The 22,894-nt window shown below is 57.6% G+C and carries 24 protein-coding genes and 1 other annotated feature; of the genes, 14 read left to right on the top strand and 10 right to left on the bottom strand.

What is annotated here, in order from left to right:
• Positions 1–227: 227 nt before the first annotated feature.
• Positions 228–692, bottom strand: coding sequence for a DUF2798 domain-containing protein (locus tag DW937_RS04840; protein ID WP_097776477.1), 465 nt, complete (start codon positions 690–692; stop codon positions 228–230).
• Between the two features lie 1,162 nt (positions 693–1,854).
• On the opposite strand from DW937_RS04840, the gene DW937_RS04845 reads away from it, so the two are divergent.
• The 8 genes from DW937_RS04845 (at position 1,855) to DW937_RS04885 (ending at position 7,550) form a co-directional block, all read left to right on the top strand.
• A complete protein-coding gene (locus DW937_RS04845) occupies positions 1,855–2,172 on the top strand; it encodes a hypothetical protein (RefSeq protein ID WP_118526426.1) in 318 nt (105 codons plus the stop codon).
• 19 nt (positions 2,173–2,191) lie between these two features.
• Positions 2,192–2,497 carry an SdpI family protein gene (locus DW937_RS04850; protein WP_120020926.1) on the top strand — a complete coding sequence of 102 codons (306 nt, stop codon included), beginning with the start codon at positions 2,192–2,194 and terminating at the stop codon, positions 2,495–2,497.
• A gap of 9 nt (positions 2,498–2,506) precedes the next feature.
• Positions 2,507–2,725 (top strand): hypothetical protein, encoded by a 219-nt coding sequence (locus tag DW937_RS04855; protein ID WP_120120294.1) that lies wholly within the window; start codon positions 2,507–2,509, stop codon positions 2,723–2,725.
• 74 nt (positions 2,726–2,799) lie between these two features.
• Positions 2,800–3,102: a Dabb family protein gene (locus tag DW937_RS04860; RefSeq protein ID WP_120120295.1), complete on the top strand. Its 303-nt coding sequence runs from the start codon at positions 2,800–2,802 to the stop codon at positions 3,100–3,102.
• Between the two features lie 45 nt (positions 3,103–3,147).
• Positions 3,148–3,388, top strand: a binding site (T-box leader).
• Positions 3,389–3,455: 67 nt separating this feature from the next.
• The gene (metG, locus tag DW937_RS04870; protein WP_005944502.1) at positions 3,456–5,453 is read left to right on the top strand and encodes a methionine--tRNA ligase; all 1,998 of its coding nucleotides are present in this window, start codon (positions 3,456–3,458) and stop codon (positions 5,451–5,453) included.
• A 3-nt stretch (positions 5,454–5,456) separates the two neighbouring features.
• Positions 5,457–6,416, top strand: coding sequence for an EamA family transporter (locus DW937_RS04875; RefSeq protein ID WP_118526436.1), 960 nt, complete (start codon positions 5,457–5,459; stop codon positions 6,414–6,416).
• The gene (locus tag DW937_RS04880) at positions 6,413–7,228 is read left to right on the top strand and encodes a TatD family hydrolase (protein ID WP_120120296.1); all 816 of its coding nucleotides are present in this window, start codon (positions 6,413–6,415) and stop codon (positions 7,226–7,228) included. Before DW937_RS04875 ends, DW937_RS04880 begins: the two co-directional genes overlap by 4 nt.
• Positions 7,229–7,316: 88 nt before the next feature.
• Complete coding sequence (locus DW937_RS04885; RefSeq protein ID WP_005944505.1) at positions 7,317–7,550, top strand: hypothetical protein; 234 nt, start codon at positions 7,317–7,319, stop codon at positions 7,548–7,550.
• Positions 7,551–7,693: 143 nt separating this feature from the next.
• On the opposite strand, the gene DW937_RS04890 is transcribed toward DW937_RS04885, so the two are convergent.
• The 4 genes from DW937_RS04890 to DW937_RS04910 form a co-directional block, all read right to left on the bottom strand.
• Entirely contained in the window at positions 7,694–8,506 is an 813-nt protein-coding gene (locus DW937_RS04890) for an ATP-binding cassette domain-containing protein (RefSeq protein WP_165852891.1), read from the bottom strand.
• A 7-nt stretch (positions 8,507–8,513) separates the two neighbouring features.
• Positions 8,514–9,458: an ABC transporter permease gene (locus DW937_RS04895; protein WP_120120298.1), complete on the bottom strand. Its 945-nt coding sequence runs from the start codon at positions 9,456–9,458 to the stop codon at positions 8,514–8,516.
• 452 nt (positions 9,459–9,910) lie between these two features.
• Positions 9,911–11,008: an ABC transporter substrate-binding protein gene (locus tag DW937_RS04905; RefSeq protein WP_120120299.1), complete on the bottom strand. Its 1,098-nt coding sequence runs from the start codon at positions 11,006–11,008 to the stop codon at positions 9,911–9,913.
• Positions 11,009–11,454: 446 nt separating this feature from the next.
• Positions 11,455–13,842 (bottom strand): YfhO family protein, encoded by a 2,388-nt coding sequence (locus tag DW937_RS04910; RefSeq protein ID WP_120120300.1) that lies wholly within the window; start codon positions 13,840–13,842, stop codon positions 11,455–11,457.
• 131 nt (positions 13,843–13,973) lie between these two features.
• Between DW937_RS04910 and yfbR the strand changes: the two genes are divergently transcribed.
• On the top strand, positions 13,974–14,564 hold the full coding sequence (gene yfbR, locus DW937_RS04915; RefSeq protein WP_120120301.1) for a 5'-deoxynucleotidase: 591 nt from the start codon (positions 13,974–13,976) through the stop codon (positions 14,562–14,564).
• A gap of 8 nt (positions 14,565–14,572) precedes the next feature.
• On the opposite strand, the gene dusB is transcribed toward yfbR, so the two are convergent.
• The 5 genes from dusB to DW937_RS04945 all read right to left on the bottom strand — a co-directional run bounded on the left by dusB (position 14,573) and on the right by DW937_RS04945 (position 20,068).
• Positions 14,573–15,592, bottom strand: a complete 1,020-nt coding sequence (gene dusB / locus DW937_RS04920) for a tRNA dihydrouridine synthase DusB (RefSeq protein WP_097776466.1) — start codon at positions 15,590–15,592, stop codon at positions 14,573–14,575.
• Between the two features lie 224 nt (positions 15,593–15,816).
• On the bottom strand, positions 15,817–17,631 hold the full coding sequence (argS, locus tag DW937_RS04930) for an arginine--tRNA ligase (protein ID WP_120120302.1): 1,815 nt from the start codon (positions 17,629–17,631) through the stop codon (positions 15,817–15,819).
• 33 nt (positions 17,632–17,664) lie between these two features.
• Positions 17,665–18,141, bottom strand: a complete 477-nt coding sequence (locus tag DW937_RS04935; RefSeq protein WP_097775187.1) for a DUF1934 domain-containing protein — start codon at positions 18,139–18,141, stop codon at positions 17,665–17,667.
• Positions 18,142–18,156: 15 nt separating this feature from the next.
• Complete coding sequence (gene murI, locus DW937_RS04940; protein ID WP_120120303.1) at positions 18,157–18,984, bottom strand: glutamate racemase; 828 nt, start codon at positions 18,982–18,984, stop codon at positions 18,157–18,159.
• Positions 18,977–20,068 (bottom strand): D-alanine--D-alanine ligase family protein, encoded by a 1,092-nt coding sequence (locus DW937_RS04945; protein WP_097775185.1) that lies wholly within the window; start codon positions 20,066–20,068, stop codon positions 18,977–18,979. Before DW937_RS04945 ends, murI begins: the two co-directional genes overlap by 8 nt.
• A gap of 308 nt (positions 20,069–20,376) precedes the next feature.
• Between DW937_RS04945 and rpmG the strand changes: the two genes are divergently transcribed.
• The 5 genes from rpmG to rplA all read left to right on the top strand — a co-directional run bounded on the left by rpmG (position 20,377) and on the right by rplA (position 22,670).
• Entirely contained in the window at positions 20,377–20,526 is a 150-nt protein-coding gene (gene rpmG, locus DW937_RS04950; protein WP_005920501.1) for a 50S ribosomal protein L33, read from the top strand.
• A 16-nt stretch (positions 20,527–20,542) separates the two neighbouring features.
• Positions 20,543–20,794 carry a preprotein translocase subunit SecE gene (gene secE / locus DW937_RS04955; protein WP_097776462.1) on the top strand — a complete coding sequence of 84 codons (252 nt, stop codon included), beginning with the start codon at positions 20,543–20,545 and terminating at the stop codon, positions 20,792–20,794.
• Positions 20,795–20,824: 30 nt separating this feature from the next.
• The gene (nusG, locus tag DW937_RS04960) at positions 20,825–21,358 is read left to right on the top strand and encodes a transcription termination/antitermination protein NusG (RefSeq protein WP_005944521.1); all 534 of its coding nucleotides are present in this window, start codon (positions 20,825–20,827) and stop codon (positions 21,356–21,358) included.
• Between the two features lie 136 nt (positions 21,359–21,494).
• On the top strand, positions 21,495–21,920 hold the full coding sequence (gene rplK / locus DW937_RS04965; protein ID WP_005920496.1) for a 50S ribosomal protein L11: 426 nt from the start codon (positions 21,495–21,497) through the stop codon (positions 21,918–21,920).
• A gap of 57 nt (positions 21,921–21,977) precedes the next feature.
• Positions 21,978–22,670, top strand: coding sequence for a 50S ribosomal protein L1 (gene rplA / locus DW937_RS04970; protein WP_005920494.1), 693 nt, complete (start codon positions 21,978–21,980; stop codon positions 22,668–22,670).
• Positions 22,671–22,894: the final 224 nt, after the last annotated feature.

Below are 22,894 nucleotides of genomic sequence, written 5' to 3' on the forward strand. Positions count from 1 at the left end.
GTGCATCTTGTCCAACAAAACACTCTTCGCATGTACTTTTTCCACAAATTTCTTAGCCAATTCTTAGGTTTCAATGGCTTTTTCAGGGCATTCCGGGAAATATTTCCATCAAAAATGCCCCATTGTACATACTTTATATGCCCGATATATAAAATTCGTATAGGTGTCTCGTCTGGTATTACACCCGCTCCTATACATATTTATTATAACTGCATATCTAAAATTTGTCAGTCCGCCTGTTTTGCACCGCGGCGGAACACCAGCCGGAAGATGGCACGGGCAAGCGGCCCGCAGTACAGCAGCTGCCAGCACAGGGCCATGGGCATATTGCAGCCCCACGTATGCACCCAAGTGCCAAAGCCGGGTTCTTTAAACAGCACCGTTGCGATCAGGCTCATCACCGGGCACATGATGCACACGATCATCAGCGAGATGGCATAGGTGATGAACTGCGGACGATCTGTGGGCCGCATGAACATAAACGCCAATCCGGTGGCCAGTTTCTCCACCACGAAAAATTCCAGCACGCAGGCAATGGGAACCATGATCGGCATCTCGTGCAGAGCCATAACAAAGGTGGCATTGGTGACACCGCCTGTGTTCAGCGCCACATTGTAAACGATCATGCCATAGACCATGATTGCGGCCATGACAATGGTAAAGAAGATACGTTCCGGTAAAGTTTTAGGCATTTTGATTCTCCGTTTCTTTTGTGTCTAAATTTTTGCCGCAAAAAGCCGCCCCGCGAAACTTTCATCTCGCGGAGCGGCGGCGACTACCATTCATTGGCGCTATTTTAGCACAAATCGATCTGACGCATAATACCCTGTGGACACTTTCTCCCGTTTTGCGCAAAATCCTCCACAAACGGCCCGGAACTTCTGGGCAGCTTTGCTGTTGACTTCCTTGTCAGACCTCCCTGCAGGGCACAGAGTTCCTCTCCAAAGGGTCCGATCGCCCGGACACACCGCGCAGATAGCAGCATTTTGCACGTTCTATCTGCTATTTTTCAAGAACTGCACAATTATATGTTTCTATCCTTGTGCACTCTGCGAATAGACAAATCGATCAGGAATATGTATAATAAAGCCAGAAACCAGAGAAGTACAGCAGAAGCTCAAGAGAGAGCTAATCCCGCTGACTTGAAGCAGAAAGGAGCGAGACCGATGGTCGATATGGAACCCGCACAGTTTGGACAGGCTGTCGGGATTCGCTGAGAAGCAAAATAGAGGCTCACCACAGACGGGATGTTTCCCCCGTATAAAAACACAACAAAAATGAGCCAGTCTTGAGCATCAAAAATGCGATTACACGACAACCTGTCGATAAACTTAACCCCCAGCGATTCAAATAGATCCGCCGGAGATGATTCCTATGAAGGTATCTTTTGTACGGAGAACATTATTTGAATAGCAAAAAAGGAGTTCTACCAATGTACTAAGTAGTTTGCCCCTGGCGAATCTAACTCGAAAGAATGTGGTAATATGAAATTCATCTTCCGAATCTCGGTGCCGCACTCCATCAGTTAAGAGAAGGGTCAATCCAATGTACTAAGTAATCAGTCCCCTTGAAATAGATTCTCAGTTTCCAGTAGTTTCTAAGGAGAGTCACCCTATGAAACGTTTACTCCGAAAATGAGGAACCCCAAGGAGAAGAGGCTTATGACTCCGAAGAAGTAAGTATCCAGCCGGACGAGGGCTTGCAAACGCCTCGTCCGGCTGGTTTTATTTTGTGCTTTTTCAACCAACAGTTGATGCCCGATTTGTGCAAATTTTACGCTGCGCGGTTGAATACCGTCCTTTGTTTTTGCACTTTTCTGTGGTATACTGTGGAAAAAGATGGGAGGTGCATTTCATGGAGTCGTTCTTTTCGTTTTCTACTTTGTTCAACCTTGTGCTGACCGTTATCTGGTTCATCTCCGGCATTCGGGATCTTCAAGGCAAAGACCCGTTCCTCGATCTGCCGTTCAACCAGTATCACCGCGACCCGGAATACCGCGCCTTCTGGCAGAAAAAGAACGGCGTGTTTTACATACTCAACAGCATCGCCTTTCTGATCTTAGCCTTCACACCTGTTACATCGCTGATCTACCGTATCCTCTTCGGCATTGCCATCGTGGGGGACCTTCTTTATCTTGTCGCCTACGAAAGCTGGAACCATAGTGCGGATTGACAGCCGGAAAGGGGCCACTATGAATTTGAATCTTTCGGACTGGGATTGGCTGAACGCCGCGCTGGGTGTGCTGTTTTTATACCGCGGCATCCGGGACCTGTACAATGGCACCGGCACCGGCTGGAGCAGCGAGGACGAAAAGCAGCACTTCCACAGATCCTTCGGCATCCTGTCGATCCTTTGCGGTGCACTCTATCTGGTCAACATTTTTCTGCCCAAGGTGAAGCCGCTGAATTCCATTTTGATGGTGGCAGCACTCGTGTTCAGTGTTGTTCTGCTGATCTCGCATCTGTGCTATCTCTTGAGCAAGGACGACAAAAAGTGAGGGGGTTCAATGGAAGTCATCTTATCGATCTTGGTCGCGCTTTTCGGCATCGGGTTCGGCATTTTTATGGCGCTGCAGCCGGAGGATGCCATTGCCCTGCATGACCGTGGGCGGTATACGCAGACCGAGCCAACGGAAAAGTACATCAAGCAGACCCGGTTGGAAGGCATTGGGCTTTCGGTGCTCTGTGCCGTACTTCTGGTGGTGCTGCTGTTCGCACCCCAATAATACTTTGCAGCTTTCCTCTTGCGGATTTTTTCTCACCCTGCTACAATGAGAAAAAACGCAGGAGGTATTTTATTATGGTCAAGCATGTGATCCTTTGGCAGCTGAAGGACGAACTGTCCGACGCCGAAAAAGCCGCCGTCAAGGAAGGCATCAAGGAAGGGCTGGAAGGTCTGGCAGGCAAGGTCCCGGGCCTTGTGGAAGTGCATGTCAACATCAACGGTCTCCCCTCTTCCACCGCCGACCTGATGCTGGACACCACCTTTGAAAGCGCCGAAGCCCTTAAGGGCTACTCCGTCCATCCCGCCCATGTGGCTGTGGCCGACGGCAAGGTGCGGCCCTACACCAAGGCACGGTTCTGTCTGGATTACGAGATTTAATGTTGACAAACCCACCGTTTTTGCGTATTATAGACATAACAATGTAAATTGGCTGTGAAGAGAAGAGTACGCACCGTCTGCGCCTGACAGAAAGCCCGAAGGATGGAACCGGGCAGGCCGCGCGATGCCGAAGATGGTCTCGGAGCTGCGCAGGTGAAGATTGAGCCTGCGACGGGTGCGCCCGTTACTGCGCTGCGCCGGGTTCTGTGTCCGGCAAAAGGCTGTGCCTGCAAAGGTGCAGCGAAGCAAGGTGGTACCACGAAAGTTACAAGCTCTCGTCCTTGTCCGGCAATGTCCGGCAGGATGAGGGCTTTTTTCGTCGCTACCAATCAGGAAAGGAAGAGTATCAACCTATGAGTGAGCACAAGACATTCTACATCACCACTCCCATCTACTACCCCAGCGACAAGCTGCACATCGGCCACAGCTATACCACTGTCGCCTGCGACGCACTGGCACGCTTCAAGCGGATGCAGGGCTATGACGTCATGTTCCTGACCGGCACCGACGAGCACGGCCAGAAGATCCAGGACAAGGCCGCCGACGCCGGTGTGACCCCCAAGGAGTATGTGGACAAGATCGTAGCCACCGTCAAGGATCTGTGGAAGCTGCTGGACGTCAGCTACGACCGCTTCATCCGCACCACCGACGACTACCACATGGAGTCCTGCCAGAAAATTTTCACCAAACTGTATGAGCAAGGCGACATCTACAAGGGCGAGTACATCGGCCACTACTGCAAGCCCTGCGAGAGCTTCTGGACCGACAGCCAGCTGGTGGACGGCAAGTGCCCGGACTGCGGCCGCGAAGTGTACGACGCACACGAGGAAGCCTACTTCTTCAAGACCAGCAAGTATGCTGACCGCCTGCTGAAGCTCTACGAGGAGAACCCCCAGTTCATCCAGCCTGAGAGCCGCAAGAACGAGATGATCGCCTTCATCAAGCAGGGCCTGCAGGACACCTGCGTGTCCCGCACCTCCGTGAAGTGGGGCATCCCCGTACCCTTCGACCCCAAGCACACCATGTATGTGTGGGTGGATGCCCTGAGCAACTATATCTCCGCGCTGGGCTACGGTAACGAAAAATATCACGACTACGACAAGTTCTGGCCTGCCGACCTTCACATGGTGGGCAAGGAGATCCTGCGTTTCCACACCATTCTGTGGCCCGCCATGCTGATGGCTCTGGATCTGCCTCTGCCCAAGCGGGTGTTCGGCCACGGTTGGCTGCTGATGAACGGCGGCAAGATGTCCAAGTCCGTGGGCAACGTGGTGGACCCTGTGATCCTGTGCGACCGCTACGGCGTGGATGCCATCCGCTACTTCCTGCTGCGTGAGATTCCCTTCGGCAACGATGGCATGTTCACCAACGAAGCCCTGATCACCCGCATCAACAGCGATCTGGCGAACGATTTGGGCAACCTGCTCAGCCGCACCGTCGCCATGTGCGAGAAGTACTTCGGCGGCACCGTGCACAATGTGGCCGGTACCGAAGCCATCGACACCGAGCTGGAGACCATGGTCAACGAGCTGACCGCCAAGGTCACGGCCGACATGGACAGCCTGACCATCCCGCAGGCTCTGATGGAGATCTTTGCGGTGATCCAGCGTGCCAACAAGTACATCGACGAGACCGCTCCCTGGGCACTGGCAAAAGACGAGGCCAACAAGGCCCGTCTGGAGAGCGTGCTGTACCACCTGTGCGAGGCACTGCGCGTGTGCGGCATCCTGCTGAACGCATACCTGCCCACCACTGCACCCAAGATGATGGAACAGCTGGGTCTGGACGCATCTGCTCTGGACCTGACCAAGACCACCTACGGCGCACAGGAGACCTACACCGTGCACAAGGGCGAGGCACTGTTCCCCCGCATCGATGTGGCAAAGGAAATTGCCCACCTGAAGGAAGAGGACGAGAAGCGCAAGGCCGCTGCCGAAGCTGCCAACAAGGCCAAGGCTGAAGCGGAGAAGAAGGCTGCCGCCCCTGCCGAGGAGAGCACCGTGGACTTTACCCACGAGGAAGAGATCGACTTTGACACCTTCTGCAAGGTGGAACTGCGCGTGGCCGAAGTGCGCGCCTGCGAGAACCTGAAGGAAAGCAAGAAGCTGCTGCACCTGACCGTGTTTGACGGCGAGCGGGAGCGCTGCATCCTTTCCGGCATTGCAAAGTGGTTCAAGCCGGAAGACCTGATCGGTAAGAAGATCGGCATTGTGTGCAATCTGGCACCTCGCCCCATGATGAAGGGCAAGTATGTCAGCGAGGGCATGATCTTTGCTGCTGATACCGCCGACGGCGGCTGCTCCATCGCTTTCTACGGCGACGACACCCCCGTGGGCAGCCGCATCCACTGAGCCATGGAAACTGTAAAGCTTTCCCGTGCCGAAAGGCTGGATAAAATTTTCGGCACGCCGGTGTTTGCCGTGCTGCTGGCCATTTTCTGCAATGTACTGTGGGGTTCGGCGTTCCCGTTCATCAAGCTGGGCTACCGACTGTTCGCCATTGATTCCAGCAGCACCGCGTCCATTTTCTGCTTTGCCGGTGTGCGGTTCATGCTGGGCAGCTTTCTGGTGCTTCTGGGCAGTGTGCTGCTGCAAAGCCGCCTGCCCAAGTTCCCCCGCGGCAAAGTGGCAGCGGAGTGCTGTGCTCTGGGCCTGTGGCAGACCACGACCCAGTACGCATTCTATTACATCGCTGTTGCCATGCTCACAGGTGCCTTTGGCGGCATCCTGAACAGCACCCAGAGCTTTCTGGGCGTGATCTTTGCCCACTTCATCTATGGCAATGCCGACCGCATGACCCCTGCCAAAACGCTGGGCTGCGCCGTTGGCTTTGCGGGCGTGCTCATCGGCACGCTGGGCAACCACGGCAGCGGAAGCGGCTGGGGCGTGTTCTGCATGATGGCCGCTACCATCATCTTTACCCTGTCCGGCCCGTGGAACAAATCCGTGACCAAAAAAGCAGACAGCTTTGCCGTCTGCTTCATCAACCTGTTCGTGGGCGGTCTGGCACTGTTCGTGCTGGGCACTGTGCTGGGCGGCAGCCTCCATGTGCAGAGCGCACTGGCGGTGGTGGTCATGCTGTATCTGGCCTTCATCTGCGGGGCAGGCTATGTGCTGTGGGCCCTGCTGATGAAGAACAACCCGGTCAGCCGCATTGCCATCTTTGGCTTCGTGAACCCGGTGGTCAACGTGCTGCTGAGCGCCGTGCTCAACGGCGAGCCCCTGTTCCGCTGGCAGTATCTGGCGGCGCTGGTGTTCGTGTGTGTGGGCATCTGGCTGGTGAACAAGGCCCCCGCCAAAAAGGAGGGCAAATGACCGGCCCCATTTTTGACACCCACGCGCACTACAGCGCCCGCGCCTTTGACGCCGACCGCTATCCCCTACTGGACAGCCTGCCCGGTAAAGGCGTGGTGGGCGTGTGTGAACAGGCCACCCACTCCGGGGATGCACCCCGGGTGCTGGAGCTGGCGCACCGCTACCCGTGGGTGGTGGCAGCTGTTGGCATTCACCCGGAAAGCCTGCTGCCCGCTGCCGACTGCGGCGAGGAAGACCCGGCTCCTACGGTCTCGGTGTACGGCGGGGACTGGGCCGCAGAGATGCGCGCTCTGGCCCCGTATTACGAGGACCCCAAGGTGGTAGCTGTGGGTGAGTGCGGGCTGGACTACCACTGGCCTGTGCCCAAGGATGCCCAGCTGGCCATGTTTGAGGCGCACATCCAGCTGGCGCTGGAACTGGACAAGCCCATCATCGTGCACGACCGCAACGCCCACGCCGACGTTTACGCCCTGCTGAAAAAATACCAGCCCAAGGGCATCGTCCACTGCTATTCCGGCAGTGCCGATGACGCGGTGTGGCTGGCAAAGCAGGGACTGTTCATTGGTTTTGGCGGGGCGTGCACCTTCAAGGGTGCCAAGCGGGCGGCAAAAGCTATCAGCGCCCTGCCGCTGGAAAACATCGTGCTGGAGACCGACTGCCCCTATATGGCACCGGAGCCGGTGCGCGGCACCCGCTGTGACAGCTCCCTCATCCGCTATGTGGGCGAGTATATCGCCCAGCTGCGGGGCATCTCTGCCGAAGAGGTGTTCCGCACCACAGCCGAAAATGCCCGCCGGGTATACGGGCTGTGATCCGTTTTTCGCAAGTTGCACAGGTTTTTCTCTGTGCTTCTGTATAAATCAACAATCAAAATCCAAACTGTTATAAGGAGAACCTACCATGAAAGCACGTATTCCTAAGCACCGCGAGTTCATCATCAACTTCCCCGACAGCATCGACCAGAACAAGGCCAACGAAGGCTGGGCAAAGCTGCAGCAGATCGTTGAGGACTACAAGAAGGCCCACAACGGCGCTTCCGTCTACGCTCCCACCTTCATCGAGGACTGCGAGGCCGAGGTGAAGAAGCTGCAGGAAGAGTACGGCTTCGAGTACACGGTCGAATACGTTCAGTAATTTCTGATATTTAAAATCCCCTCTGTGCATCTGCGCAGGGGGGATTTGCTGTTTCAGGGGCCATTTTTCCTGCGGTGTGCTCCCGCAAAAATACAGCCCCGGCAGACTGCATGGTCTGTCGGGGCTGTGCTTCCCTGTCCGGGTCACTTTTCCACTTTACTCAGCAGGATGCGGTCGTTATCCAGATTCTTGCCGGCATTCTCGCGGAACTTTTCAAGCAGGCCGTCCACGGTCATCCGGCTGCGTTCCTCGCCCTTCACGTCAAAGACGATGCGGCCGGAATCCATCATCAGGGTGCGGTTGCCCAGCTCCAATGCCTGATGCATATTGTGGGTGACCATCAGGCAGGTGATCTTCTTTTCGGCCACGATGCTCTTGGTCAGCTCCAGCACCTTTTCGGCGGTGGCGGGGTCCAGTGCGGCGGTGTGCTCGTCCAGCAGCAGCAGCTTGGGGGTGACGAGGGTGGCCATGAGCAGGGTCAGCGCCTGCCGCTGACCGCCGGAAAGCAGTCCCACCGGCTGCTTCATCCGGTCCTCAAGGCCCATATCCAGCAGCGCCAGCTTTTCGCGGAACACTTCCTTGTCCTTGCGGGAGATGCGGGAGAAGATGGCGTGGGGCGCGGTGCCGGCACGCAGATAGGCCAGCGCAAGGTTTTCCTCAATGGTCATGTTGGGTGCCGTGCCCTTGAGCGGGTCCTGAAACAGGTGGCCGATGACCTTGCTGCGCTGGTGCTCCGGCTCAAAGGTGATATCCTGTCCGCCCAGCAGGATGCTGCCCTCGTCGGCGATGAAGCCGCCGGTGATGGCGTTGAACAGGGTGGATTTGCCCGCGCCGTTGGAGCCCACGATGGTGGCAAAGTCCCCGGCTTCCATGTGCAGGCTGACACCGTTCAGGGCCACTTTTTCATTGACCGTGCCGGGGTTGAAGGTCTTGTGCAGATCGTTCAGCTGAAGCATTTCCATCTTACTTTCCCTCCTTGCCGGTAGTTACGCGGCGGCGGCAGGCCCCATGCTTGCGCTGCTCAAAGGCGATTTTTTCCTTGATGGCCGGCATCGAAATGGCGATGGCCACGATGATGGCGGACACCAGCTTCATGGCGGCGGCGGGCACATTGAAGCGCAGGGCCACAGCCACGATAAAACGGTACAGGCAGCTGCCGAACACCACGCCGATGATCCGGCGCAGCATGGTGCGCTTGCCAAGCAGAGTCTCGCCGATGATGAGGGAAGCCAGTGCGATGGTCACCATGCCGGTGCCCACATTGATATCGCAGCTCTTCTGATACTGTGCCAGCAGGCCGCCGGAGAGGGCGCACAATGCGCCGGAAATGCACAGGCCCACCGTGATGGTGAAGGCCGGGTTGATGCTGGAAGCACGCACCATGGCAGCGTTGTCACCGGTGGCGCGGATGGACAGGCCCAGCCGGGTGCCCAGAAAGCCCAGCATCGCCGCACCGGCAAGCAGGATCATGGCCAGTGCGATGGCCAGCTTATACCAGCCGCCAAGGAAGCTCAGCGGGCCTTTTGCCAGCGAGAAAACAGTGTCGGTCTTGACCAGCGACATGGTAGAGGAAAAGCCCATCACGGCCAGATTGATGGTGTAAAGGCCGGTGTTGACGATGATGCCTGCCATGATGCTCTCCACGCCAAGGCGGGTCTGCAGAAAAGCCGTAACAAAGCCAGAGCACACACCTGCCGCCATGGCTGCGAACAGGGCCAGAATGGGGTGGCCGGTCAGTGCTACCTGACAGGCCACGGCGCAGCCCAGCGTGAAGCAGCCGTCAGTGGAAAGGTCTGCAATGTTCAGGATGGAATAGCTCAGGAACAGTGCCAGCGCCACCAGGGCATAGATACAGCCCAGTTCCAGCGCCGTCTGTAGGACGTTGAGCGAAAAGATACTCGCCAGCATGTGTGTGCTCCTTTTATGTTTCTTTTTGATTGGACGATTTAAAATGGCCTCCGCTTTTGCTCTGGCCATATTCAGCGGAATTGGGTTTTTATTCGGGATTCAGAAAAGCCTGCGGGCTTTTCTGAATCCCCTTTTCACGAGTAGGGTCGTGACGGAAAGCAGGCTCGCCCTCTCCGTCACCTACGGTGACACCTCTCCCAAAGGGAGAGGCCTTGGCAGAAAGATGAACTTTACGTGGACTGCCAAAGGCTCCCACTTTGGGGGAGCTGGCAAATCCGTAGGATTTGACTGAGAGGGCGAGCCTGCTAACCACGAAGATACCGGACTTATTTAATTTAGCTTCTTGTGATGCGGTGCACTGTGGGCAGCAAAACACTTCCTCAGAACTGCCAAAAGCTCCCCCTTCGGGGGAGCTGGCAAAACCGTCAGGTTTTGACTGAGAGGGTACTTTTTTAAGAGAAGTTCTCTGCGGTGGTCACTTCCACGATCTCGGTGCAGTAGGGCTTGAAGGCTTCCTTCACGGTGTCAAGGTCCAGGCCCAGCGCTTCGCAGGTCTCGGTGTTGATGGTGACGATGCCGTTGTCAAAGGTCTGGTACGGCAGGTCTGCGGTAGTCTTGCCGTCGCAGAGGATCTCCGCCACCATATCGGCAGTGGCTTCGCCCAGCTGGACGTAATCCACGCCGTAGCCCACAAAGGCCCCGTTCAGTGCAAAGCTGTCGGCACCGGTGTAGTGCTGCACGCCTGCCTCGGTAAAGGTCTCGTAGATGGACAGCTCTGCGGTCATCACGGTGTTGTCGGTGGGGGTAAACACGGCCTTGACACCGGCGGCGATCAGAGCCTCAGCTGCCATCTGCACCTCAGCGGTGGTGGTGCCGTTCTTCTCAATGTACTTAATGCCGTTGGCATCACAGAAAGCCTTGGCATCGGCAATGGCCTGGGTGGAGGCATCCTGACTCAGGTCGTACAGCAGGCCAATGGTGTCAATGTCCGGGTTGACAGCGGTAATCAGGTTCATGATGGCCTCGGTGTTCAGTGCGTCGGAGGTGCCGGTGATGTTCTCCTCGCCGTCAAAGCCTGCAGCGGCGGGGTCGGTGACAGCAGAGTAGACAACGGGGATATCGGTATCCTCCACAGCGGCCAGCATGGTTGCAGCGGTGGGGGTAGCCACAGCCACGATCACATCCACGCCGTCCCCTACGAGGTCGGCACCGATCTGGTTCAGGTTGGACTGGTCAGCCTGTGCATTTGCGTAGTAGTCGGCGTAGTCGAAGGTAACGCCCTTCTCTGCCCCCAGCTCATCCAGACGGCTCTCCACAGACTCCACGATCTGGTTCAGGGAAGCATGATCCACGTAGTTGACGATGCCCACCTTGAAGGTCTGACCGCCCTTGGCTGCTGCGGAAGCGGCAGCGGAAGAAGCGGTGGAAGATGCAGCCACGGTGCTGGAAGCGGAGCCGCCGCAGCCGGTGAATGCCAGTGCAGAAACGGCGGAAGCAGCCATAGCGGCCTTGAGGAAGCTGCGGCGGGAGATCATGGTAACGTTTTTCATAATAGTAAACTCCTTTCCCGGAGCGGGCGGCAAAAGTAAAAGACCCGCTCCCTTTGCGGGACGGGTCTTACAAATAAAAACGACCCTGTCCCTGTGTGTTATCCACAAGGACAGGATCGGTAAAGTTCGATTCTGCGGTGCCACCTTGCTTGCCCTGCTTTGCAAACTGCAGAGCCTCTCACGGAGAGCCAACACTCCCCTGTCCTGTAACGGAGACTTCCGTCCAAAGCTACTAAGGCTTGCTGCCCATTTGCCCGGCCCTCGGCGGCCCACGAAGCTCTGCCCCGCTCTCGCCCGTTTTCACTGTCCGGGCTCACTGAAGATGCGCTGTGCAGGTTCTCTTCCGCCTCATCGGTTTGATTGCATTATACACTTTATTGGCATAAAGTCAAGAGGGAATTTCAAAAATTTCTTTTTTCTACAGCACAAAGTCATTCTTCCGTGCATCAGGCCCGCTTTGTGCGGCGCTTGCGCCAGACGAAGTACGCCGTGTACGCCAGCCATACCACAATGCCGCCCAAAGTCAGCGCACGGCTCAGCCGGATGCCGTCGGGCTGATAGACAAAATCGATGCTGTTTTCACCTGCCGGGCACAGCACAGCCATCAATCCCTCGTCCACCTCCACAATGTCGGCCTCCTGCCCGTTGACATAGGCCGTAAAGCCGTCATCGTAAGGCACGGAGAAGAACACGAGGTTCTCTTTTTCCAGCGTGATCTCGGCGTGGAAGCCCGAATTGTTCATCTGGAACACACTGGCAGCCGTGGCACGGCGCTCGCGGCAGTCCTGCACGTAGGACTCATAGTACAGCTCCTCCCGTCTGCCTTCCGGCAGATGGGTGAGGTACTTGCCGTAGACTGCAGCATCCTCGTCGGTAAGCACCAGTGCACGCATCAGGAGGTTTGCGCGGGTGGCCTTGGCTGTTTCTTCGTACTCGGTCTGGGTGAGGTAATAATCATAGGCAAAGCCCATGGGCACGTAGTTCGTGTTGCGGTAGAGCGCATAGCCGTCCTTTGCAAAGGCATATTCCCAGCCGTCGTCGGCTTCGTTTTCAAAGTCGGTCTGCTTTTCCGGCGTGGTGATAAGGTACTCCACACTCAAAAGGCCCCGCAGTGCATAATTGGAAAGCTCCGGCTCACTGCGCACATCCCGCTTGACCCCCAGCGCCGGGTAGAAGCTGAGAATGCTGGGGGCTGCCGTGCTGCCAAAATACTGCAGGCAGCTCTTATCCAGCCACATGCCGATATTGTCGTGGATCTTGTACGTATCCACGCGGTAATCGCCTTCGGGCAGGTCGTTTTTCAACAGCAGGGCGTTGGTGTCCTGCTTCACAAGGTCGCTGTCGGTATACCACTGGCCGAACTTGCCAATGCCGATGTGCACCACGCTGAACAGGAAGGCAAACGCCAGCACCGCCGCCGTCAGGCGCTGGGCAAAGCGGCTGTCGCCCCGCCACTTCTGGCAGAGATAGCGGTACAGCAGCAGGCCCAGCAGGCCAAAGCCCAGCACCGCACAGTACTGACCGGGGTTCTTGAGCACGCCGAACGACCAGCTGCCGGTGTCGCTGTCCTGCACCGGCACCACCGCAAAGGCCACCGTGGCGATCATCAGCCAGCTGATGCCGCGGGCCGGGCTGTCCAGATCGGTGTTGTGGTCTTCCAGCGCGTTCACAGTCATTGCGGCCAGCACCAGCACCGGCATATAGTACCAGCGCGCATAGTAGCTGGAATTGAGGGCGTAGAACGCACTGTTCAGGATGGGCACCAGTGCGAACACGGCGCAGGTGCTCACGATGCGCTTTTTACTGTCGCCGCACTTTGCTTTCCAGTAGGCCACGGCACCGGCCAGACTGCACAGCGGCAGATAGGCCGACATGCTGGTCCACTTGATCACGCCCTCCGACCAGATGGAGGTGAGGTAGGGAGAATCCGGCGGCATGATCCAGCTGACGAGAATTGCAAGGTACTGCTGCACCTTGCTGTAGGTCAGAAAGCCCCAGCCGGAGGAAAGGTCGATGGTGCGCGGGTTCTGCAAAATGGAGAGCACCGCAGGCACCAGCAGGATGCTGCCCATGGCAACGCCCAGCAGGCTTTCAAAGGCCAGCAGCCCGAACTTTTTTGCAGTGAGACGGAAGTCCCTTGTGCTGAGCTTGCAGATGAAGTAGATGGCCAGAAACACCACCTGACCGATGAAGAAGAAGTAGTTGTTGACAAGGTTCACCGCCACCCAGAACGCAAACCAGCTGCGGCGGTCGTTGTAAAGGGCCTCGTCCAGCGACCACAGCAGATACGGGAACAGCGCCACCACATCTACAAAGTGGTTGAAGAACACATTGTATACCGTAAAGCCGGAGAAGGTATACAGACAGGCTCCCAGCACGGCGTAGTCGATATTTTTGACGTAGCGGCGCAGATACAGGTACGCACCGCCGCCCGCCACGGCAAACTTGAGCACCAGCAGCGGCACCATGAGGTAGGGTAGCCACCCCTGCGGGAAGAGCAGCGAGAACCAGAAGAACGGCGAGCCGTACAGGTAGAACGAATAGGCGTTCATCACGCCGCTGCCAAGGTCGGTAGCCCATGAGAAGGTATTGTGCACCGAGGTGAACGCACTGTCCGGGTAGCCTGCGCCCTTGATAAAGCCGTTCATATAGCGGTAAAAGCTGATCTGCTGGCTGTTGAAATCGCCTGCATAGTGGAAAAAGCCGCCGTCGATGATATAAAACGGCAGAAAAAACAGGGCCGCCGTGAGGGCACACAGGCCCACCGTCAGCCAGAATTTATCCTTTTTTTGTCCCAGCAGCTGCGGCTGCCGGGCAGTACCAGACCGCTCCATGGTTTCCTCTTTTCTCTGCCAAAGCGGCAGAAAGTTGGTTTATTTTAGTATAGCACGAACACTGCGCAGAAAAAAGGGCTTGACAACGCTCTGCCGGACAGGTATGTTGGAGAAAAAAGGAGGAAGCTGCCATGCTGTACCCGTTCAGCGCCCTGCTGGCGCGCATGAAATACATTACCCGCTGGAGCCTGATGCACTCCACCCGGGCCGAATCTCTCAGCGAGCACACCTGCGATACCGCCCTGCTGGCCCACATACTTTGCCTGATCGCACGGCGGTACACCGGCACGCCCTGCCGCCCCAAAACGGTAGCAGTGGCGGCGCTGTACCACGACGCGCCGGAGATCATTACCGGCGACATGCCCACACCGGTCAAGTACAGCAGCCCCACCCTGCGGGATGCCTACAAGGCGTTGGAAACCGAGAGCGTGCGCTGCATGACCGGCCTTCTGCCGGACGAGTTGAGCGAAGAGCTGTCCCCGTTCATCTCCGGGGAACTGCTCACCGCCGAGGAAAAGCGCCTGCTGAAGGCCGCCGACCGGCTGAGTGCCCTCATCAAATGCACGGAGGAGCAGCGCAGCGGCAACCACGAATTTGACGCGGCGCTGGCCCAGCAGAAAGCGGCCCTGCAGGCCATGCACTGCCCGGAAGCCGACTGGTTCATAGAGCACTGTCTGCCCTGTTACACCCAGAATCTGGATGAGCTGACCCGGCAGCAGTAATATTCCCCTTACGGAAACGGCACCTCGCGCACGTCGTCCGGGTCGATGCCCGCTTTGCGCTGCTCTTCAAAAACAGCATCGATCAGCTCGTCCAGATCTTCCAGATGGGTCAGGGTGCAGCAGTAGCGGCGCAGATTGGCCGCACCTTTCAGCCCCTTCATATAGTGCATGGTCTGAGAGCGGGCCTGCGGCATGGCGACGAACTCGCCCTTCTGCTCCACCATTTCCTCCACCTGACGGCGCAGCGCATTCATGCGGGCCTGCAGGTTGGGTGCCTTGGGTGCGGGCAGGCCTTCAATGGCGGCGTTCACCCGCTCAAAGAGCCACGGGTCGCCCAGAGCACCGCGGGCGATCATCACACCGTCACATCCGGTGGCCTGCATCATCCACACAGCATCCTCAGCCGAGTGGATGTCGCCGTTGCCCAGCACCGGCACTTTGACGGCATCCTTCACCCGGGCAATGATTTCCGGATCGATGCCCGGGGTGTACATCTGCTCCCGGGTGCGGGCGTGCACCGCAATGAGGGCTGCGCCGGCCTGCTCACAGGCCTTGGCGCACTCCACTGCAGTGATGTGGTCCGCATCCCAGCCCTTGCGCATTTTCACGGTGACAGGCCGTTTTGTATTTGCCACAACCTGCTCCACGATGCGGCCGCAGCGGTCCGGGTCCAGCATCAGCTTGCTGCCTGCGCCGCCGGAAACGATCTTGGGGGCCGGGCAGCCCATGTTGATATCCACAAAGTCGAACTCGTACTGTTCGATGGCGGCGGTGGCTTCGCCCATGATCTCGGGCACTTCGCCAAAGATCTGCACGCCATAGGGTGCACCGTTGGGTTCGGCCTTGAGCAGGCTCACCGTCTTGTGGTCGCCGTACACCAGCGCCCGGCTGGACACCATTTCGCTCACAGTAAAGCCTGCACCGTGCTGGGCCATCAGGCGGCGGCAGGGTGCATCCGTAAAGCCCGCCATCGGGCCGAACACCGCCCGGTGGGGCAGGATGATATTGCCGATCTTCAAAGGTTCCATAGGTTTCCTCAAATCTGATTGATTTAAAAAGGCTCCTCCACCGGGAGGAGCCTTTTTTGTTATTTCGGGCAGCGGCTTCGCCCTCTCCGTCATTGCTTACGCAATGCCACCTCCCCCAAAGTGGGAGGCTTTGGCAGTCCATAGAAAGTTTCTGGTTTCGCCAGAGGCTCTCCCTTTGGGAGAGCTGTCTGCAAAGCAGACTGAGAGGGCGAGCCCGTTCGCCTTTACATCTTCTCCGGCACGTTGATCTTGAACATGGTCAGCACGTTGAAGATGACGTTCTTCACGCCGATGCACAGGGCCAGACGTGCCTGCTGCACAGCCGGGTCTGCACCCTGAATGCGGCAGCTGCCGTAGAAGCGGTGGAAGGCGCTGGCCAGATCAATGACAAAGCGGTTGATGCGGCTGGGGTCGTACTTCTCGGCCGCCATGACGATCTCCTGCGGGAAGGCTGCCAGCATCCGGATCAGATCCATCTCGGAAGGCTCGGTGAGCAGGGTGGCATCCACCTTCTCGGCACCGGCAAACTGCACGCCCTCGCTCTCCATCTTTTTCAGGATGGAGCAGATGCGGGCATGGGCATACTGCACATAGTACACGGGGTTATCGTTGTCGGTCTTGACAGCCTGATCGAGGTCAAAATCGATGCCGCTGCCTGCGTCGTGCATATTGAACAGGAAGCGTGCGCTGTCGATGGGCACCTCTTCCAGCAGGTCGGTCAGGGTGATGGCATTGCCGGTGCGCTTGGACATCCGCACAGGCTGGCCGTCGCGCATCAGGTTGACCATCTGCATCAGCACAACGTCCAGATCTTCGCCGTTCAGGCCGATGGCATCCATGGCACCCTTCATGCGGGCCACATGGCCGTGATGGTCTGCACCCCAGACATCGATGGCCTTGGCAAAGCCGCGGGTGGCCAGCTTATTGTAGTGGTAGGCGATATCGGCGGCAAAGTAGGTGGGGATGCCGTTGGCACGGACGAGCACTTCGTCCTTGGCTTCCTCCTCGGTTCCGTCCTCGGTCTTTTTCTTGTTCACCGTGCCGTACTTGGCAGCGTACTGGGCGCTGCGGTACATGATGGCACCGTCCTCTGCCTTATAGCATGCGCCCAGCTCCAGCAGCTTATCCACCACGGCCATCACCGCGCCGGACTCGTGCAGGGTGCTCTCATGGAACCACACATCGTAGTCGATGCGGTACTTGCCCAGATCGCGCTTGAGGGCAGCAATGTTCTTGGGCAGAGCGTAGGCCACCAGTGCGTCCTTCAGGGCGGCAAAGGCCTCGCTCTCGAACAGAGTCTCCTCGTCCATCCCCTTGCAGGCGGCAACGTACTTGTCGCCGTTCAGCTCGGCAAACTCACCGGCCAGCACCTTGATGTCGCCGCCCTGATAGCACTCGGCGGGCAGCGGATAGGCTTCCTCGCCGCAGTACTTCTGCAGGTAGCGCACGGCAAGGCTCTTGCCGAACTTCTGGATCTGGTTGCCGGCATCGTTGATATAGAACTCACGGGTCACATCATAGCCGGACCAGTCCAGCACAGCGGACAGACAGTCGCCCAGAGCACCGCCGCGGGCGTTGCCCATGTGCATAGGGCCGGTGGGGTTGGCGGAAACGAATTCCACATTGTACTTGGCGCCCTTGCCGTGATCGGTGCGGCCATACTCCTTGTTGGAGCAGGCACCCAGCACCACACTGGCCCAGAAGGACGGAGCCAGAAACAGGTTGATGAAGCCGGGGCCAGCCACTTCCACCTTGGCAAACACACTGTTCTCGATGGAGGGCAGATGTGCCAGCAGCGCATCCGCGATCATCTTGGGAGCCTTGCGCCAGCTGCGTGCACCGGCCATGGCGATGTTGGAGGCGATATCGCCGTTTTTGGTATCGGCGGGGATCTCCACGATGAAGGCGGGCAGCTCAGCTTCCGGCAGAGCACCATCGGCCATGGCGGCCTTGGCGGCAGCGGTCAGCAGAGTGCGTGCCTCGTCCAGCGCAGCCTGACGGGGGTTATAGTTCTGGTAGATCTTTTCAAATTCAGTCATTGGTCTGGTTCCTTTCACAGTCTGGGAAATATCTCAGTTTACGTGGGTCACGGTCACTTCAAGGCGGTTGCGGCTCACAAGCTCGGCGCTGTTGGCATCCAGCAGGTAGCCGAACTTTGCGGTGCCGCCCTTCTCGGTCAGGCCGCACTCGATCTCGTCGGCGGTCACGCCCAGCGTCATGGAGCCGTAGCCTGTCTCGTAGTGGCAGAGGTTGCGCTTGCCTTTTTCGATCAGCAGCTGGGTGCCGGCCCCGCCGCCCTTGCCAAACCGCAGCATCGCCACGCGGCTGCCGTCGGCGGCAATTTTCAGGGTGGTGGTGCAGCCCTCGTAGCCGGTGGTCTCGGTCTCTTTATAGGTAATGTAGTAGCTGCCGCCCTTCTGCACGAACTGGCCGCGGGTCATCAGCTCCACAAACTCTTCCTTTTCTTCCTGCTCCACAGGCTCTTTCACATGCTGCTCAATGCGGCTCTTGATGCGGATGATATAATCTTCCTTCAGCGGTTTGCTCACGTTTTTCTGTCCTTATCAATATTTATCAATGGCGATCTGATCCACCGGGCCGCCCTTGTACTCGCCCAGGAACAGGTCTGCCGTCTGCACAAAGCTGTCCGGCACATCGCTCACGTAGAAGTGCGCCTGACCCTCGTGCTCCTGCGCCGCTTTCAGGCCGCGCTCGGAGAGCATCTGTTCCAGATGGTGGGCGGCGGTCTTGGCCGGATCCACCAGCGTCACGCTCTGGCCCATGAACTCGCCGATCATGGTCTTGAGCAGCGGGTAGTGGGTGCAGCCCAAAATCAGGGTGTCCACACCGGCTTCACGCACCTCGGTCAGGTACTGAGCGATCACCAGCTTCGTCACCTGCTGTCGGCTCTCCTCGCTGTGGTCCACGTAACCGGCCTCCACCAGCGGCACGAACAGCGGGCAGGCCCGGGCGGTGATCTCCACCCCCGGCACCAGCTGACGCAGCAGCTTTTCGTAGCTGCGGGAGCGGATGGTGGCAGCGGTGCCGATCACGCCGATGCGGCGGTTGCGGGTAGCAAAGGCTGCTTCCCGGGCGGCAGCATCCACCACGCCCAGATAGGGCACCGGCAGCTTTGCCGCTTCTGCAGCCGGGTAGGTACTGGACACGGTGCCGCAGGCCGCCATGATGCACTTTACATTTTTAGAAAGCAGGAATGCCACGTCCTGACGGGCATACTGCAGGATGGTCTCCGGGCTGCGGCTGCCATAGGGCACGCGGCCGGTATCGCCAAAATAGATGATCTCCTCGTGGGGCAGGCGCTTGCGCAGCTCCCGCACACCGGTCAGGCCGCCAAGGCCGCTGTCGAATACGCCGATCGGGCGGTTATCCATGCTGCTTTTCCTTCCTTTCCAGCGCCAGCGCGATCAGCCGGTCGATGAGCTGCGGCACCGGCAGGCCCTCGTGCTCCATCAGCTTGGGGTACATGCTGATGGACGTGAAGCCCGGGAAGGTGTTGATCTCGTTGATCAGCACCCGGCCAGTACCCTTTTCCACAAAGAAATCGCAGCGGGCAAGGCCCTCGCAGTTCAGGGCAGTGTAGGCCATGGCGGCGTAGGTCTTCACCTCGTCCAGCTTTGCTTCCGGCAGGTGAGCCGGGATGACGGTCTGGCTCACGCCGTTCTTGTACTTGTCGTCGTAGGTATAGAACTCGGCACCGGCAAGGATCTCGCCCGGACGGGTAGCCACGGCGGGGTCGGAGCCGATCACGGCGCACTCCACTTCCTGACCGTCCACAAAGGCCTCAAACACCACCTTGCGGTCGTTTTCCAGTGCAAGGTCGATGGCTTTTTTCAGCTCGTCACGGCTGGACACCTTGGAGATGCCCACGCTGGAACCGGCGTTTGCGGGCTTGACGAACACGGGCCAGCCCAGCTTCTTTTCCACACCCTCGCACACGCCTTCCAGATCGGACTCGATCTCCCAGCGGTCGGCAGCCAGCCATCTGGTGTGGGGCACACCGTTGGCCTCGAACAGAGCATTGGCCACGGCTTTGTCCATGCACACCGCGCTTGCCAGCACGCCGCAGCCCACGTAGGGGATGCCGGCCAGCTCCAGCAGGCCCTGCACCGTGCCATCCTCGCCCCACAGGCCGTGCAGCACCGGGATCACAACATCCACATGCACTTTTTCCACATGGCCTTCCGGGGTGAACAGGATCATGCCGTGGTCGGCGCGGTCCGGACTGATGACGCAGGCCATGTTGCCTGCCAGCTCTTCCCAGCTGCCATCGGCCATCTGGGCGGCCGTGGCCTCAGTGTACAGCCAGCGGCCCTCCTTGGTGATGCCCACAGTGAGCACCTCATATTTTTCACGGTCAATGTTGTTGACGAAGTTGCCCACAGAAACGCGGCTGACCTCGTGCTCGCTGGACATACCGCCGAACAGCAGCACAACGCACATTTTTTCAGACTGCATGATAACTCTCTCCTATTTATAAAGCCCAAGACCTGGGTGGGATATAACCGGTAAAAATGCCGTTCTGGCTTATTATACAATATCTATGCGCGCGATGCAAGCAGAATGCCAAAAAGCTGCCGGTGGGTAAAAGAGATATTTTTCAAAAAAACTTTCCAAAAATCGAAGATTTCCGCTTGACGGATGGAAAAGTGCGTGGTACAATGATATCACCTCTTTTGCGGGGTTATTAAGTGCGCCTGTTTTACAGGTACCACCCGCAACCCGAGGGAGGTTCAAAACAACCGTTATAATGGAGGTGTCAACAAATGACCGTTAAAATCACTCTGGCCTGCACCGAGTGCAAGCAGCGCAACTACAACACCACGAAGAACAAGAAGAACAACCCCGATCGTCTCGAGATGAAGAAGTATTGCCGTTTCTGCAAGAAGCACACCGTTCATCGCGAAACCAAGTAAGAAAGGCGGACGCATCATGGCAGACAAAACCGAGAACAAGCCGGGCTTTGTGGCCAGAGCAAAGGCCGCTGTGAAGAACTTCTTTGGCAAGTGTGCCAAGTTCTTCCGCGACACCAAGAGCGAGCTGAAGAAGGTGGTGTGGCCGTCCAAAGAGGACGTTAAGACCAACACCATCGTCGTGCTCGTGACCGTCGCCATCGCAGCGGTCGTGATGATCCTGCTGGATGCCATCTTCGGCGGCATCCTGGGCCTGATCATCGGCGCCTGAGAATCATCTTGAAACGGAGGGCAGACCAAAATGGAAGAACAATCCAATGAGGCACTTTGGTATGTAGTGCATACCTATTCCGGCTATGAGAACAAGGTCGCGAATGACCTGCAGACCATGGTGGAGAACCGTCATCTGCAGGATCTGATCTGTGATATCAAGGTTCCCGTCGAGATGGTTCCCGAAATTGACAAGAACGGCAAGCAGAAGATGGTGGAGCACAAGCTCTTCCCCGGCTACGTTCTGGTCAAAATGGTGATGAACGACGATACCTGGTACGTGGTGCGCAATACGCGCGGCTGCACCGGCTTCGTCGGCCCCGCATCCAAGCCCGTTCCCCTCTCTGCTGAAGAAGTAGAGAAGATGGGCGTGGAAAAGGCTGCACCTCTGGCAGTCGACTTCAACGTCGGCGACACCGTGCAGATCACCGCCGGTCCTCTGGAAGGCTTTATGGGCCTTGTGGAGGAGATCGATACCGAGAACTTCAAAGTGAAGCTCAAGGTCAACATGTTCGGCCGCGAGACCCCCGCAGAGGTGGAGATCGGTCAGGTCGAGCTGCCGTAACCAACCGGCACAAATCGTTTACCAAGGTAAGACCGCAGTGCGGTTCTTATAGAGCGTGTGCACTGTGCACATGCTCGTGGGAGGCACGGAGACACCGTGCCGCAACTCACCACAGATTTTTGGAGGTGCATTTATTATGGCACAGAAAGTTACTGGCTACATTAAGCTGCAGATCGAGGCCGGCAAGGCAACTCCGGCTCCCCCTGTTGGCCCTGCTCTGGGTCAGAAGGGTGTCAACATCATGGCATTCACCAAGGAGTTCAACGAGCGTACCAAGAACCAGATGGGTTATGTGATCCCCGTCGTCATCACTGTGTATGCTGACCGCTCCTTCAGCTTCATCACCAAGACTCCTCCGGCAGCCGTTCTGATCAAGAAGGCAGCTGGCATCAACACCGCTTCCGGCAAGCCCAACAAGGAAAAGGTTGCTTCTCTGACCGCCGCTCAGGTGGAAGAGATTGCCAAGACCAAGATGCCCGACCTGAACGCTGCTTCTCTGGAAGCTGCATGCAGCATGGTTCGCGGCACCTGCCGTTCCATGGGTGTCACCGTCGAGGGCTGAGACATAAACAGTGGGAGGGCATAAAACTGCCCGCATGACCACACAGGAGGATATACAATGAAACATGGCAAGCACTATGTCGACGCTGCAAAGCTGGTCGATTCTACTAAGGCATATGATGTGAACGAGGCTCTGGAGCTGGCTTGCAAGACCGCTTCTGCCAAGTTCGACGAGACCGTTGAGCTGCACGTCCGTCTGGGCGTTGACGGCCGTCACGCTGACCAGCAGGTCCGCGGCGCTGTCGTTCTGCCCAACGGCACTGGCAAGACCGTCCGCGTTTGCGCAATCGCCAAGGGTCCCGCAGCTGCCGCTGCTGAGGCTGCTGGCGCTGATATCGTCGGTGATGACGAGCTGATCGCAAAGATCGCCGGCGGCTTCATGGATTTCGACGTTGTCGTGACCACTCCCGATATGATGGGCCGCGTTGGCCGTCTCGGTAAGGTCCTGGGCCCCCGCGGCCTGATGCCGAACCCCAAGGCTGGTACCGTTGCTCCCGACCTGGGCAAGGCTGTTTCCGAGGCCAAGGCTGGTAAGATCGAGTACCGTCTGGACAAGCAGAACATCATCCATGTGCCCGTGGGCAAGGCTTCTTTCGGTGCAGAGAAGCTGTACACCAACCTGGACACTGTGATGGAGGCTATTGCCAAGGCAAAGCCCGCTGCAGCAAAGGGTACCTACTTCAAGAGCGCTACCATCGCCACCACCATGGGCCCTGGCATCCGTCTGAACACCCTGAAGTACGGTGTCTGATTTGAAGTTCTGATCGTTTTTCTGCCGTTCGTATGGGCGGCAGAAAAATTTTGTCAGAAAATTTCAAAAAAGACTTGACAACTCCGCACGTTTGCGGTAAAATAATCATGCTGTTTTTGAGACAGCAGGTACTGGAGTCCAGTGTAAGGCTATGCCGCCTGCCGAGAAACGTGCGTAAAGTTGTTTTATGCCTCTTTCTCGACCAAGTGCGGGAAAGAGGCTTT

Source organism: Faecalibacterium sp. AM43-5AT (genome assembly GCF_003603345.1).
In the GTDB taxonomy this organism is placed as follows: domain Bacteria; phylum Bacillota; class Clostridia; order Oscillospirales; family Ruminococcaceae; genus Faecalibacterium; species Faecalibacterium taiwanense.

Bases quoted from the DNA above. Each gene is read 5' to 3' on its own strand.
- DW937_RS04840 (WP_097776477.1), bottom strand. From the start codon at position 692: ATGCCTAAAACTTTACCGGAACGTATCTTCTTTACCATTGTCATGGCC.
- DW937_RS04845 (WP_118526426.1), top strand. From the start codon at position 1,855: ATGGAGTCGTTCTTTTCGTTTTCTACTTTGTTCAACCTTGTGCTGACC.
- DW937_RS04850 (WP_120020926.1), top strand. From the start codon at position 2,192: ATGAATTTGAATCTTTCGGACTGGGATTGGCTGAACGCCGCGCTGGGT.
- DW937_RS04855 (WP_120120294.1), top strand. From the start codon at position 2,507: ATGGAAGTCATCTTATCGATCTTGGTCGCGCTTTTCGGCATCGGGTTC.
- DW937_RS04860 (WP_120120295.1), top strand. From the start codon at position 2,800: ATGGTCAAGCATGTGATCCTTTGGCAGCTGAAGGACGAACTGTCCGAC.
- metG (WP_005944502.1), top strand. From the start codon at position 3,456: ATGAGTGAGCACAAGACATTCTACATCACCACTCCCATCTACTACCCC.
- DW937_RS04875 (WP_118526436.1), top strand. From the start codon at position 5,457: ATGGAAACTGTAAAGCTTTCCCGTGCCGAAAGGCTGGATAAAATTTTC.
- DW937_RS04880 (WP_120120296.1), top strand. From the start codon at position 6,413: ATGACCGGCCCCATTTTTGACACCCACGCGCACTACAGCGCCCGCGCC.
- DW937_RS04885 (WP_005944505.1), top strand. From the start codon at position 7,317: ATGAAAGCACGTATTCCTAAGCACCGCGAGTTCATCATCAACTTCCCC.
- DW937_RS04890 (WP_165852891.1), bottom strand. From the start codon at position 8,506: ATGCTTCAGCTGAACGATCTGCACAAGACCTTCAACCCCGGCACGGTC.
- DW937_RS04895 (WP_120120298.1), bottom strand. From the start codon at position 9,458: ATGCTGGCGAGTATCTTTTCGCTCAACGTCCTACAGACGGCGCTGGAA.
- DW937_RS04905 (WP_120120299.1), bottom strand. From the start codon at position 11,008: ATGAAAAACGTTACCATGATCTCCCGCCGCAGCTTCCTCAAGGCCGCT.
- DW937_RS04910 (WP_120120300.1), bottom strand. From the start codon at position 13,842: ATGGAGCGGTCTGGTACTGCCCGGCAGCCGCAGCTGCTGGGACAAAAA.
- yfbR (WP_120120301.1), top strand. From the start codon at position 13,974: ATGCTGTACCCGTTCAGCGCCCTGCTGGCGCGCATGAAATACATTACC.
- dusB (WP_097776466.1), bottom strand. From the start codon at position 15,592: ATGGAACCTTTGAAGATCGGCAATATCATCCTGCCCCACCGGGCGGTG.
- argS (WP_120120302.1), bottom strand. From the start codon at position 17,631: ATGACTGAATTTGAAAAGATCTACCAGAACTATAACCCCCGTCAGGCT.
- murI (WP_120120303.1), bottom strand. From the start codon at position 18,984: ATGGATAACCGCCCGATCGGCGTATTCGACAGCGGCCTTGGCGGCCTG.
- DW937_RS04945 (WP_097775185.1), bottom strand. From the start codon at position 20,068: ATGCAGTCTGAAAAAATGTGCGTTGTGCTGCTGTTCGGCGGTATGTCC.
- rpmG (WP_005920501.1), top strand. From the start codon at position 20,377: ATGACCGTTAAAATCACTCTGGCCTGCACCGAGTGCAAGCAGCGCAAC.
- secE (WP_097776462.1), top strand. From the start codon at position 20,543: ATGGCAGACAAAACCGAGAACAAGCCGGGCTTTGTGGCCAGAGCAAAG.
- nusG (WP_005944521.1), top strand. From the start codon at position 20,825: ATGGAAGAACAATCCAATGAGGCACTTTGGTATGTAGTGCATACCTAT.
- rplK (WP_005920496.1), top strand. From the start codon at position 21,495: ATGGCACAGAAAGTTACTGGCTACATTAAGCTGCAGATCGAGGCCGGC.
- rplA (WP_005920494.1), top strand. From the start codon at position 21,978: ATGAAACATGGCAAGCACTATGTCGACGCTGCAAAGCTGGTCGATTCT.